9 protein-coding genes are annotated in these 13508 nt (G+C 53.8%); all 9 read left to right on the top strand.

Annotation, left to right across the window (positions count from 1 at the left end; all coding sequences use genetic code 11):
- Positions 1-255 precede the first annotated feature (255 nt).
- The 9 genes from J4864_RS08785 to J4864_RS08745 are packed head-to-tail and all read left to right on the top strand — an operon-like array spanning position 256 to position 13485.
- Positions 256-2514 (top strand): TonB-dependent receptor family protein, encoded by a 2259-nt coding sequence (locus tag J4864_RS08785; RefSeq protein ID WP_211815338.1) that lies wholly within the window; start codon positions 256-258, stop codon positions 2512-2514.
- Between the two features lie 43 nt (positions 2515-2557).
- Complete coding sequence (locus J4864_RS08780) at positions 2558-5944, top strand: SusC/RagA family TonB-linked outer membrane protein (RefSeq protein ID WP_211815337.1); 3387 nt, start codon at positions 2558-2560, stop codon at positions 5942-5944.
- Between the two features lie 10 nt (positions 5945-5954).
- Entirely contained in the window at positions 5955-7481 is a 1527-nt protein-coding gene (locus tag J4864_RS08775) for a RagB/SusD family nutrient uptake outer membrane protein (RefSeq protein ID WP_211815336.1), read from the top strand.
- Between the two features lie 30 nt (positions 7482-7511).
- Positions 7512-8483, top strand: coding sequence for a putative zinc-binding metallopeptidase (locus J4864_RS08770; protein WP_211815335.1), 972 nt, complete (start codon positions 7512-7514; stop codon positions 8481-8483).
- Positions 8480-9511 (top strand): DUF4302 domain-containing protein, encoded by a 1032-nt coding sequence (locus J4864_RS08765; protein WP_211815334.1) that lies wholly within the window; start codon positions 8480-8482, stop codon positions 9509-9511. Before J4864_RS08770 ends, J4864_RS08765 begins: the two co-directional genes overlap by 4 nt.
- 47 nt (positions 9512-9558) lie before the next feature.
- Positions 9559-10185: a hypothetical protein gene (locus J4864_RS08760; protein WP_211815333.1), complete on the top strand. Its 627-nt coding sequence runs from the start codon at positions 9559-9561 to the stop codon at positions 10183-10185.
- Between the two features lie 10 nt (positions 10186-10195).
- Positions 10196-11392: a DUF4856 domain-containing protein gene (locus J4864_RS08755; protein WP_211815332.1), complete on the top strand. Its 1197-nt coding sequence runs from the start codon at positions 10196-10198 to the stop codon at positions 11390-11392.
- Positions 11393-11403: 11 nt separating this feature from the next.
- Positions 11404-12564 carry a carbohydrate binding domain-containing protein gene (locus tag J4864_RS08750; protein WP_211815331.1) on the top strand — a complete coding sequence of 387 codons (1161 nt, stop codon included), beginning with the start codon at positions 11404-11406 and terminating at the stop codon, positions 12562-12564.
- Between the two features lie 6 nt (positions 12565-12570).
- A complete protein-coding gene (locus tag J4864_RS08745) occupies positions 12571-13485 on the top strand; it encodes a hypothetical protein (RefSeq protein ID WP_211815330.1) in 915 nt (304 codons plus the stop codon).
- Positions 13486-13508: the final 23 nt, after the last annotated feature.

Here is a 13508-nt window from a genome sequence, read left to right as displayed (position 1 = left end):
CTCTTTTCCGAGGCGTTTGGGAAGGGCGGGAAGTTACGATGACGGCTTCATTTTGAATGAAGGCGCCATTTAAAATACTTAGAAATAGGTATTGTGGAAATGGGCAAGACGTATTACCTTTGCAGAGAATTTACAAACAAGATATAAGCAACTTATCTACAGGCCGTGACATGCTGATGCTTGGCTGTCATAAAAGATGAATCTCCGGATTCTCAACCCGATGCGTGGGTTGCTATATGGTTGATAACCTTTATTATGTTTTATAATACAAGACCGATGTTGTCGCTGCTGTTTGCTCTGACACCGATGGGCATGTGTGCCCAGGCGCAAGACAGCTTGCAGACAGCAGGGAAGAGTGCCTTGACGGACTCGGTGCATAGGATGACCGAAGTGATTGTACGCTCCAACCAGATGCTGGGGAGCAAGTTTGAAGCCCGTAACCGTACAGGTTCGGCTTATTATATCTCTCCTGCCGAGATTGTGAAGTTCGGTTACACCGATATTAACCGCATGCTCAAGAGCGTGCCGGGGGTGAATGTCTACGAAGAGGACGGATATGGTCTTCGCCCGAACATCAGCCTTCGGGGAACCAAAGCCGAGCGCAGTGAGCGTATCACCCTGATGGAGGACGGCGTGCTGGCCGCCCCTGCTCCCTATGCCGCCCCTGCCGCTTATTACTTCCCGAATGCGGGCCGTATGTATGCCATTGAGGTCCTGAAGGGCAGCAGTCAGGTGCAATACGGTCCTTTTACGACGGGCGGCGCCATCAATATGGTGTCTACCCCCATCCCTTCCAAGTTCAGCCTGAAGGCGAACGCATCCTATGGCAGCTACAACACCTTGAAGTCCTACCTCGGCGTAGGCAACCGCTTCAAGTACACCGGATTCCTTATCGAGTATCTGCGTTACCAGTCCGATGGATTCCGGAAGGACGTTCCGAACGAGCGGACCGGATTCAGACGCAATGACATCATAGCCAAGTTTGCAGCCCAGACCCGTCATGAGGAAGGAATCAACCACCTGTTTGAACTGAAGTTCGGCTTCGCCAATGAGACCTCAGACGAGACTTATCTCGGTCTGACCGAACACGATTTCGCACTCCGCCCGTATTTTCGTTACGCCGGAGCACAGAAGGACAACCTCAAGACGAGACATACCCAGTGGGTGGCGACCTACGTCATAGAGTCGCCGAGGAAACTCAAGATCACAACCAACCTATACTATAATTACTTCTTTCGTAACTGGTATAAACTCAACGAGGTAAGGGTGGGGAACACCAAAGGCGAGCGCCGTTCCATTGATGCGGTATTGGCCGATCCCGAGACAAACAAATCCTATTTTGATATTGTGACCGGTCAGGCCGACTACATGGGCGAGGCTCTGATGCTGCGTGCCAACCACCGTGTCTACCGCTCGCGAGGCATCCAGTCGAAGGGAGAATACCGCACGATGCTGTGGAACGGATACCTCACTGCCGAGCTCGGACTGCGTTATCACGCTGACAGCGAAGACCGTTTTCAGCAGGATGATGGCTATTCCATGCAGGGAGGGCGCATGCGGCTCTTTCGGGCGGGGCTTCCCGGAAGCAATGCCAACCGCATTACCACGGCGCACGCCTGGTCCGGTTACTGGCTGGGGAAGTGGTCGAAAGGGATCGTCACCCTTACTGCCGGCATGCGCTACGAAGACGTCGATCTGTTGAAGAGAGACTACACCAAGGCCGATCCCCGCCGGACGGGAATGGTGCGCGTCGAGACTTCCAACCGTGCAAGGGCGCTGTTGCCCGGCATTGGAGTGAACGTCAGGCTCCTGCCGGCACTGTCGGCTTTCGGCGGTCTTCATAAGGGCTTCGCGCCTCCAAGTGCCACGCTGAATCAGAAAGCGGAGAGCAGCGTCAACGTCGAGGCCGGACTGCGGTACACCACCGCGAAGATGAAGGCCGAGGCAATCGTGTTTAACAACAACTACTCCAACATGTTGGGGAGCGACCTCGCCGCACAGGGCGGTCAGGGGACACTGGAGCAGTTCAACGTGGGCAGGGCACTGGTCAATGGACTGGAGTTCATGCTCCATTATCAGCCTGTCCCGCAGCATCTCGCCCTCCGTCTGCCCTTGCAGCTGTCTTACACCTACACCCATACGGAGATGAAAAACGATTTCGTCAGTTCGGCCTGGGGGCATGTCGTCTATGGAGACGAGATACCTTATATATATAAGCACGCTTTGAACTTGCAGATCGGACTTGAGTATGAATGGCTGGAAGCCAATTTCGGGGCACGGTACAACGGTGACATGCGCACAACGGCAGGACAGGGGCGCATTGCCGAAAGCGAGAAGATTCCGCATCATCTTATTCTGGATGCGTCATTGAAGGGGCGTGTAAACAAGTATCTCACGCTTACGCTGAATGCGATCAATCTGACGAACAGACGATACCTCGTATCCCGTCATCCGTCAGGACTGCGTGCCGGTCATCCCTTAGGCGTGTACGGCGGCTTGCTGCTGAAGCTCTGACTCGTATGCAGCCCTGTATTATATAAAAATCAAAAGACCTATCATGATAATAGAAACAGACAGACTTGTCAACAAACGAAAGTCCCTGCTCACCCTTTTGCTGCTGTTCATTGCCGTTGCCCTGACGGCTCAGACGACGGGAACCGTCACTGGAACGGTCAGGAACGAACAGGGAGAAACGCTCATCGGCGCCTTTGTACAGGTAATGGAAACGAAACAGAAGGCAGTGAGCGACATGGACGGCCGCTTCGCCATCAACGCTTCGCAGGGACAGACCTTGCAGGTGAGTTACATCGGCATGACGACCCGGAAGGTGAAGGTGAACGGCCAGGACATGGCCGTCACGCTGAAAGCCGATGCGCGGGAGATCGATGAAGTGGTCGTAACAGGCTATCAGAACATCCGCAACCGGGTATATACCGGTGCGGCGACATCGGTCAGGATGGATGACATCAAGCTGGAAGGCGTTGCCGACGTATCGCGGATGCTGGAAGGACGGGTCCCCGGTCTGTCCATCCAGAGCATATCGGGAACATTCGGTTCGGCCCCTCGCATCAATATCCGTGGCGGCGCCTCGATCATCGGAAACGTGCAGCCTCTGTACGTGATAGACGGTGCTGTGTATGAAGACCTGGTGCACCTCAGTCTCGACCAGCTCGCCTCCGGTGATGCCGTGACGCTCATCTCCTCGGCAATATCAGGTCTGAATCCCGCCGATATACAGGACATCCAGGTGCTGAAGGATGCTTCCGCCACCTCCGTCTACGGTGCCCGCGCCCTGAACGGCGTGATCGTCATCACCACGAAAGCTGGCAGACGGGAGTCGCCCCTGCGTGTGACTTATTCCACGGAGAACTCCATCCGTCTGAAACCGAGGTACGGGGACTTCGACCTGCTGAACTCACAGGAGACCATGTCGCTCTATCAGGAGATGAATGACAAGGGCTATTTCGGCGTGACCCAGTCGCTGTATGGACGGCGGAGCGGTATCTATTACCAGTTATACAAGGCTGTCAGCACCGTCAATCCGGCGACAGGTACCTACTATCTGCCCAATACGCCCGAGGCGAAGATGGACTTCCTGCGTAAGAGAGAGTATGCCAATACCGACTGGTTCGGCCTCCTCTTCACGATGAATCCTACCACCAACCACATGATAACCCTGTCAGGCGGCGGCAAGAGCACGGCTACTTACGCCTCGCTCGGCTTCTATCATGATGCCGGCTGGACGATAGCCGACAAGGTGAGCCGCTTCACGGCGAACGTAAAGAACACCTTTTATATCAGCGACCGGCTGACGGCCACGATCACGGCACAGGGCAACATCCGGTCGCAGAAAGCACCGGGAACGATGCCGCAGCGCAAGAACAACACCTTGGGAGTGTTTGAACGCGACTTCGATATCAACCCGTTTTCGTATGCTCTGGGTACGAGCAGGACTTTGAGCCCTTATGATGAAAAAGGCGATCTGGCGTATTATCGCAATAACTGGGCGCCTTTCAACATCTTCAACGAGTATGCCAACAACAAGATGGACATCAATGTCCTGGACTTCAAGATACAGTCGGAAGCCACCTGTCGAATCAATCCTGACCTTGCCCTGAAAGGCTTGGTGGCCTTGCGGCAGGCCTATACGAGCACGACGCACGAGGTGCGTGAAGGCTCGAACATCATACAGGCCTTCCGTGCGAACGAGAACCCCTTTGTGGCCAAAGAGAACATCTACTTGATACACGACAAGGACAATCCGCAGCTGCAACCGAAGATCGGCCTGACCCACGGAGGCATCCTCAACAAGACAGAAGCCTCCTTGAAGAGTTTTCTGGGACGTATCGCCGTCGACTTTGACAAGCGGCTGGGAGAACACGACCTGAAGGCTTTCGCCTTCACGGAGCTGCGTTCGGCTGTCCGCACAACCAATCCTTTCCAGGGTTACGGAATACAATATGACCGTGGCAGTCAGGTATATACCAATCCTTTGATATTCAATAAGCTCATTGATGAAGGGAACAGTTACTTCAGCTACCACAAGCGGAATGACCGCGGGATCACCTTCTCTTTCAATGGCACTTATGGGTATGCCGGCAAGTACATATTCAATGTCGTGGTCAATACCGAAGGATCGAACACGTCGGGAAAAGGCGCGCGTGCACTGTGGCTGCCCACCTGGAACGTCGGAGGAAAGTGGAACTTGGACCGGGAGGAATGGCTGAAGGATCATCGGACCGTCTCCCGCCTGGCCCTGAGAGCCAGTTACGGTCTGACTGCGAAGATGAACGAAGAGGCCGTCAATGCCAATGCCGTCTATAAGAGCGGGATAGCGAATCGGTTCCATTTCGGCGACAGAGAGAACAAGCTCAGCATCCTCCACTTGGAGAACAGAGACCTGACCTGGGAGAAGATGTACGAACTGAACATCGGCATGGAACTGGGCTTGTTCGACAACCGGATCAGCACGACCTTGGATGTCTACCAGCGCAATACATTCGATCTCATCGACCTCGTCCGTACATCGGGAGTAGGAGGTGAATACTACAAGTACGCCAACTTCGGTGATATGCGTACACAGGGCGTGGAACTCGGAGTGCATACGAAGAACATTGTCAGCAAGGACTTTCAGTGGTCGACGAGCCTCACCCTGAGTGCCATGAACCAGAAGATCACACGCCTGCTGAACACCCCGAATGCCTTCGACATGGTCGCCGGACGAGGCAGGGGGAACATTGTAGGCTATCCGCGGGGCTCTCTCTTCGCCTTTAACTTCCAGGGGCTGGACCAGAACGGTCTGCCGACTTTCGACTTCGGACTCTATCCTTCCAATCAGGGGGAGTATGCGAAGAATGCCGGGGCAGACTTCCTCGACACGCAGTATGCCAAGTCTTACCTCTTGTATTATGGCCCTATTGAACCGCAGGTGATAGGGGGTCTGTCGAATACCTTCAAGTATAAAGACTGGGAACTGTCGTTCTTTCTGACCATGCAGGCGGGCAACAAGATCCGGCTGAACCCCACTTTCGATCCCGAGTTCGGTGATCTGAATGTCTTTTCAAAGTCCTACTACAACCGCTGGCTCAACCCCGGAGACGAGAGAAGGACGGATGTCCCGGTGCTTCCGTCGCAAGAGCTGATCGGAAAAGTGGGCAGGGAGAACATCGAGAGGGCGTACAATACCTATAACTACTCGCAGATGATGGTCGCAGACGGCAGTTTCGTGCGCATGAAGAATGTCTCTTTAGCCTATCATGTGCCCGGTGACTTCCTGAAGAAGATGAGGCTGCAGACGATGGATCTGCGCCTTAACGTGACCAATCCCTTCCTCCTCTATTCGGACAAGAAGCTCAAGGGACAGGATCCGGAGTACTACAAGTCGGGCGGTGTGTCACTGCCTACTCCAAAGCAATATACCCTGACGTTGAACATTGGTTTCTAATTGATCGAAGATGAAGAAATACATATCACTGCTGCTTTTGGCCGCCGGCTTTCTGTTTGCCGGCTGTAACGACTTCCTCGACAAGAGTCCCGATTCGGAATTGGATGTCGATATCGACTCGGAAAAGAAGATAGCCGAACTGCTCATGGGAGCCTATCCCGAAGCAAGCTACATACCCTTTCTTGAACCGAGGACGGATGATGTGGAGGAACGCGCGAACGGCGTTCATACACGACTGAATGAGGCCATGTTCTTCTGGGAAGACTATGATCAGGAGGACTTGGATACGCCTCTCAATTATTGGAATGCGTGTTACAAGGGCATTGCGCAGGCCAACAAGGCATTGGAACTGTTAAGCCGCTACCCTAAGACGGAGCGTGTGAAGGCATTGTACGGAGAGGCTTTCCTGTTGCGTGCCTACCTGCATTTCATGCTGGTGAATATATGGGCGGAGCCTTATGGCGGGGCTTCGGATAATCCCGGAATACCCTATATCACGAAGCCGGAGAAGCATGCCTTGGTGGATTACGGCCGCGGGACAGTGAATGAGGTGTACGATAAGATAGAGAAAGACCTGCGCCTGGGTGTGTCCCTGGTGACGGATGACTATTATGCACACCCTAAGTTCCATTTCAACAAGAAAGCCGCTTACGCCTTCGCGACCCGCTTCTATCTCATGAAAGGGGAATGGCGGAATGTGATCGAATATGCCGATTATGTCTTGGGGAGCGACCCGAAGCGCCAGCTCCGGTCATGGCGTCGTTACGCTGATGAGATGGAGTTTTCTCCACAGAACCTATACCATCGGTACATGGCCGTGGATGAACCTGCCAACCTCTTGCTGACGGCGACGGAATCGCGCTGGGCCCGTTCGGTGGTGAATGAGAAATATGGCTCTACGTTCAACACGGTCGATGACATCTTTGCCAAAAGAGGCATCGAAGGGGGCGGGGACTACGCAAAGATGAATTTTGTCGGTACTTACCTCTTCACCTCCTCACCGGCTCCCACCACCACGGGACGGTATATGGCTAAGTTCGACGAACTGGCCGGTTCGGAGCAGACTGGCACCAAGCCGCGCGGCATCTATGTGACCAATGCGCTCTTCACCGTCGATGAGGTGCTCCTCAACAGGATGGAGGCTTACGCCATGCTGAGGAACTACGACCATGCCATTGACGATTACCTGCAGTACATGCAAGGCAAGTTCGGCTTCATGCCGTCCGTCGAACGGGCAGTGTACACATCGACTAACAGCAATCGGTACAACCGGTATTCCCCCTTCTACGGGATGACCTTGAAGCAGCTTGCAATGGTGCAGCTGATACTCGACTTCCGCCAGAAGGAGTTCTATCAGGAGGGTCTGCGCTGGTTCGACATACGCCGCTTCCACATCGCTGTGAAGCGTTCGTCGAAGAGTGCCTATTACTTCCCCTTGGAAAAAGACGACCCCCGGAAAGTGCTTCAGATACCGACGGAAGCCATCCAGCGGGGGCTTGCCCCCAACCCCCGTGATCGTCAGCAATTGCCGAGATAAGTAGGATGAACAAGTAAACAGATTAGTAAGATGATAAAGATAAAGACAATCCTTCTCCTGTCCGCAACCGTCGTTCTTGCTGCCTGCGACAGCGAGAAACTGAGTGAGACAAGCGTCATCGACGAAGGAAAGAAACAGATTACAGCCACCGGACTGGACAAGTGGATCATTGAGAATATCACGGTTCCTTATGGAATAGAAGTGGTCTATCGATGGGAAAAGAACGCCGGTTCGACAGGCACCTTCATCTATCCTCCGAAGCTGGAGAACGTCCGCAGGGTGCTTGAGGCTGTACGGACGATGGGCCTGGAGACCTATCGGTTGAAAGAGACGGGCGGGGAGAAACTGCTGCCCGGAAGGCTTCCCGTCAGGTTGTACCTGTATGGAGGCGGCAACCCGGATACGCATGGTGTGGAACGGCTGGACAATCCCCAGCTCACCGCGAAGGAGATGTGTGTCTATCACGTAGACGATTTCAATCCTGCTGACAACGACAAGGTGTTTGTCCTGATGCGCAGCGTCCACCATCAGTTGGCCAGGTGCCTGATGCTGCACATCGCCTATGACCGCGACAGGTTCTCGATGATCAGCGGACAGCGGTACACGGGTTCGACAGAGCCTCTGGCCGCCCCTTTGAGCTATGCACGCACCGGGAAGGAGCGGTTCGGGCTTGACTCCTATGCCAACAAACGCGGTCTTTACACCATGTTAGGCTTCCTCTCGCCCGAAGATGATTTTGCCGAAATCATCAGCGCCACGCTCACCAGTACCCCTAAAGAGCTGTACGATGCTGCTGTTTCAGCCCGGACTCCCGACACGGACATCGATCCCGAGGTCAACGCCCGCTATGCAGAAGAGGCAAAGCAGGCCTACAAGGAGTTTACTGCGAAGCAGTCATTTGTGGACGAATATGTGCTGAAGAACTGGCATATAGACCTGAAGCAAATGCAGGTAATCAGCATCAGGAGAATCAATGCTTACGTTAAACAACACCAGAGATGAATAACAGAAGAATGAAATACTGCCTCTTTGCGCTGGTCTGCCTGCTGACGGCTTGCACCGCCAATGACGATGTGTTCGACAAGAGTCCGTCACAGCGTAACAAGGAGAGCATCGCTGATTTGAAAAAGGAACTCGTCCAGGCACCTTACGGATGGCGTGTCCTTTACTTCCCGAAGACCGACTCCCTGCTTTTTTCCAACCCGTCGGAACTGATCTCGCAACAGGCTTTCAGGGGGCGTTATGGCTATGGGGGCGACTGCTATACAATGCAGTTCAGGGACGACAACACGGTCGTAATGCGTGCCGATTATACCGAGCAGACCGCCTCACAGCCGATGACGAGCGAGTATGTCGTGGGCCGGAACAGTTTCACGCAGCTGACCTTCTCCACCTATAACTATATCCATCAACTGGTCAACGACCGCTTTGAAGGGTCTTCAGACTTCCTTTATATGGGGCGGAACGAGGACGGCGACCTTGTCTTTCGCACGGCCTCCTATCTTCAACCCGCACGTGAATACATTGTCTTCTCGAAGTTGAAAGCACCGGAGGAGACGACCTCCTTCGTGCAGAAAGCGTATGAGAACCGGGCGTTCTTCGAGCGTATGAAGAACCCGCAACTGCGTATCCATCGTGGCGGGCGCACCTTCTTTCAAAGCGACATATACATCAAACGCAATGTGGAGACCAACCAGGCCCTGTTGAAGGAGATCGTCGCGAAGCGGTATTACCTCTTCCTTTTCACACAGAAGAAGAACCCTGTTCCGGGCTATCCGGCCAAGGAGATGACCGGATTAGGCTCCGGTTATGCAGGCACGGAGCAGGGCATCACCTTCCGGTCAGGGCTGCGTTACGACAGTAAAACGATGTTCTTCGACTTCCAGCGGCAGGGCGACCGCTTCACAGCCGAACTGGTGTCGGTTTACGACCCGATGTCACGCACCACCCGGCTTGTCAGCAGGCACCTGCATCCCGAAGGTGAGTTTACAGGTCTGGAAGCCGAGATCTGGGACGAACCGACTGATTAGTCCGATGACGGAACATAGATAATGACAGCTGATAAAAAGTATCAAACATGGTGAAGAAAATAATTGATTATATGCTGATAGGCATACTGCTTCTTGCGACGAGTTGCACAAGAGGCAGTGAAGACTACGCCGAGGAAGACTACGGCAAACTGTTTCCTTTCAAGGGAATAGACAAGCCGAAGCTCTCATACGAAGACCAGGTCATACAGCTCGGAAACCCTGACGCGCCTGTTACGGATTATGTGTATCCGGGTGTGGAGATCACCGATAACGTGCGGGAATACACCGTTACGCTCACGTGTTCCTATACGGAGGTGGACCTCTTGGGACAGCTCGTGCCGGATAACGACATCTCTTCCCGGTACACGGTGAGGTACATTTCGCCCGATAAAAAGCTGCAGGTCATTGCAAGCAGCCGCCGGGATGATACGGCGACGACCTTCCTGGCGAATGGAAAAGAGCATAAGCTCTCCTTTACCGCACGCTCCGGTTATCCCATGTATATCTGCGTGAACGGCGTCGGTCCCCGTGGCTCTTCCATCAGGGCGGCCATCTCTGCCGTATCAGAAGACGGGCTCACGATCGTGAAGCCGCTCACAGTCAACCAGCATCAGAACGAAGAGGGAATCGACAAGATAAAGTCTCCTTTCTGTGGTTATATTATCCTTCCATAATAGAGAAAAGATGAGAAAGAAGTCAATCCAATATCTTTTAGTGTTCTTACTGCCGCTGGCATTCTCCGCATGCAGCCAATGGGAGGGAGAGACGGTGGAGTCGGCTTATCGTGAACCGACCGTCCCTGACCCTGTCTATCAGTTTAAACGCAATGGGGCAAGCAGCGTCGATTACCTGGAGTGCAGCTTGTTGCGCGACCCCATGGACTATATCTATAACAGCTACCTGAAGATTGCCGCCATCATGTATCCGGCCAACATGGCGAAGGTACAGGACTATTTCCGCAATGGCGAGTTCGGCTTGAAACCCATAGAGGAGATTGCGGCTTCCCCTTTGCACAGGGCCGACCGCAGACACATCCTGGCCGATATTGATGACATCTTCACCACTACGGGCCGGTTGAGCGGTCTGTCCCAGCCCAGTCCCGGGACGGCCCGCAACCATCGTGCGGAACGGGGAGTGGCAGGCTATGTGGGTACGAACATCGGTGATGTCAACATCGCCTTTGTCAACGAGAAAGGGCTTGTCGTGGCAGAACTGTTTAATGGTATCGTATGGGGAGGCGTGTATCTTGACAAGGTGCTGAACGTGCATCTCAATGACAGCTTGTATAATGACGGCCGTCTGCGGCACGACCATGAGCAGACGAAACTGCTGCCCGGCCGCAATTACACGGAGCTTGAACACCATTGGGACCTGGCTTACGGCTACTATCAGTATTGGCTGCCTGTGATCCAGACAAGCGGCCTGCCTGTGCTGCGCGAGAGCCGCATCAGGATCTATAACGCCTTTGCACGAGGGCGGCAGGCGCTCACGGAGTATCGTTATGACGATGTACATGAGCAGTTACGGCTGATTAGAAGCGAGTTGTCAAAGGTCGCCGCCGTACAGGCCATGACGTTCCTTGTGGGTGAAATCACCCGTGTCAATCTCGATGAAGACGCCCGGAACGCCCTTGTGTTCCTGTCCCGTGGCTGCGGAGCGGTATATGGTCTGCAGTTCACCGTACAGTCTTCCGGCAAGCCCCACCTTGGTTATGAAGAGGTGAGACAATATATCAGTCAGCTCACGGCGGGGGACGGGCTCTGGGATAAGCAGCGGCTTCTGGCACCGGAGACGACCGGGGGCTCGCTGCGCAATATAGCTTCCGCTATCGGCAGGCACTATGGTCTGACGCTTGCAGACATCAATCCGTTTAATCAATAAACACGTATCCTATGACAAATAAAATCTATCTCTTTCTGTTCTGCCTGTTGTCCTTCTCTTATACGGCGGAAGGGCAGATAGGACACGAACTGATACCCAATGGAGGATTTGAAGAATATCCTCCTGAGACGAAGCAGCCGGGCGATGATGATGAAGAAGGCGGGGAGCAAGCCCCTGACTATTATGACCCTTATCTCAAACCGAAGTATTGGTACTTCAATTCCTCATTGGCTTACTCGAGGACAAAAGATGCCCATGACGGAACTTACGCCATAAAACTCTATCCCAATGGGGGCTCTTTCTTCTCACGCGACAAGGACTTCAATCCTTATCACATCGTGGTGGAGCCGGGTGCTGAATACCAGCTTACTTACTGGTACAAAGGCTCTTTGAAACGTCCGAACATCACCGTGACGGTGGACTGGTATCGTGACCTGACATCTATAAAGAGGGATTCGCGCGAGAAAGACAAGGTCCGGACGTCTGCGGATCAGTGGCAGAAGAAGACCATGACATTCAAAGCGCCGGCGGGAGTGAACCGTGCCGGTGTGGGCTTGTATATTGAGAATGACTATGAGTCGGCAGAGTCGGGCGGGTTCGTCCTCATCGATGACATCTCCTTCAAAATGACAAAGGAGGGGACGGGGACGGCCACTCTGGAGGCTCCTTCTAACCTCACGGCGCATCCGCAGCAACGTGAGATGGAACTCTCATGGAGGCCTGTTGCCGATACGGATGTGCAGTATCAGGTGCTGGTGGACGGGCAGCCTGTTGCCACAACCAAGGCTGTGTCATTCATCGTCGAGGGGCTCGAACCCGGCAGTTCTCACAGGTTCAGCGTGAAGAGTGTCAAAGGGGCGGAGCAGTCGAAACCTTCTGACGCTGTCACGCAGCAGACGCAAAGCATGAACATGGGTGTTGAGGAAGAAGGACGCATACCTTATTTGTATTGGGTGAAAGAGGCTGGGACCTGTCCTCGAAGCCTGCCGCTTTATTATCACGACCTGGCTGATCCGAATGCGGCCATTGCTTATCAGGTAGACGGCACGCCGGTTACGCCGGTTGACGGAAAGATTGTCTTCGCAACGAAGGGACAGCATATTCTGCAGATTGAGATCGTGGAAACGCCCGGACGGAAGTGGGAGATTGAATATAAACTAACGGTAGATTAAGACGTCATGAAACAGAAGCTATATCTTTTCTTACTCTTTGCTTGCAGCATCCTGCCTGCTGCCTGCGACAAAGACAATCAGCAGGAAGCGAAGGACATACAGCTTAGCGGAGAGAATCCGGACGAAGTCTCGCTCACGAAACTGTCCACACGTATGTTCCTGCTGACGGGCGGTACCGGGAAATATGTCTCTTATGTCGCCGATTCAAAAGTAGCGGGGGTGAGTGTCAGCAAGGACACCCTGCGCGTGAACGGCATCTTGGAGGGAAACACCTATGCGACCATCATCTCCGGCGATGTGCGCCGGCGGATAGACATCCATGTGGTTGCTCCGGAAATCAGCATCAGCCAGTCGGAGGTAAGACTCTTCCCGCGGGATGAAAGCAGATTCGTCAGTCTGAATGGCGGGGGCGATATTGCCGACCTGAAAGTGGACGACCCTGATAAAGTGATAAGCGTCAAATGGAATGCGAAGACCAATATCCTGGAGATCCAGGCACACTATGAAGGGGAGGCGAAGATACGGGTCATCTCGCAGGACAGGCAGGAGAAGACGTTGAAAGTGACGGTGCGTTGCGAGGGGACAGCCGCTCGCGTGGGAGTGTATGGCACCACTTCGCACAGCCTCTATGCGCAGATGAACACGGTGATGGCGGTCCGCCGCCCCGGCGTGGGTGTCTGGCTCTGTAACGGGGCGCGCCCTTATTCTTCACGGAAGGTCGTCAAGATTACCCCGGCTGTCGTCAACCCTGTTGCCGGAACGTACGTCTCTGTCTCGCTCTCAATGCTTTATCCAGACGAGTTCAGCAGTAGTGGACTGAAAGAGGGGACGCATCGTTTGTACGTCGAAGAGGTCCGGGAGAAGGACGTCGTACTGCGTGGCCGTGGCTATAAATTCGTTATTCCTTATGAGAAAAGGTGATCCTTGGAATCCTGAGGCATCTG

It is taken from the genome of Prevotella multiformis, from assembly GCF_018127985.1.
GTDB classification, from domain to species: Bacteria; Bacteroidota; Bacteroidia; order Bacteroidales; family Bacteroidaceae; genus Prevotella; species Prevotella multiformis.
Note: the sequence above shows the minus strand (reverse complement) of the source record. Positions and strands in the feature narration are given on the sequence as shown.

What these genes read in the sequence shown, in the direction of transcription:
- J4864_RS08750 (WP_211815331.1), top strand. Translation starts at nt 11,404, where the DNA reads ATGACAAATAAAATCTATCTCTTTCTGTTCTGCCTGTTGTCCTTCTCT.
- J4864_RS08770 (WP_211815335.1), top strand. Translation starts at nt 7,512, where the DNA reads ATGATAAAGATAAAGACAATCCTTCTCCTGTCCGCAACCGTCGTTCTT.
- J4864_RS08785 (WP_211815338.1), top strand. Translation starts at nt 256, where the DNA reads ATGTTTTATAATACAAGACCGATGTTGTCGCTGCTGTTTGCTCTGACA.
- J4864_RS08760 (WP_211815333.1), top strand. Translation starts at nt 9,559, where the DNA reads ATGGTGAAGAAAATAATTGATTATATGCTGATAGGCATACTGCTTCTT.
- J4864_RS08775 (WP_211815336.1), top strand. Translation starts at nt 5,955, where the DNA reads ATGAAGAAATACATATCACTGCTGCTTTTGGCCGCCGGCTTTCTGTTT.
- J4864_RS08745 (WP_211815330.1), top strand. Translation starts at nt 12,571, where the DNA reads ATGAAACAGAAGCTATATCTTTTCTTACTCTTTGCTTGCAGCATCCTG.
- J4864_RS08765 (WP_211815334.1), top strand. Translation starts at nt 8,480, where the DNA reads ATGAATAACAGAAGAATGAAATACTGCCTCTTTGCGCTGGTCTGCCTG.
- J4864_RS08780 (WP_211815337.1), top strand. Translation starts at nt 2,558, where the DNA reads ATGATAATAGAAACAGACAGACTTGTCAACAAACGAAAGTCCCTGCTC.
- J4864_RS08755 (WP_211815332.1), top strand. Translation starts at nt 10,196, where the DNA reads ATGAGAAAGAAGTCAATCCAATATCTTTTAGTGTTCTTACTGCCGCTG.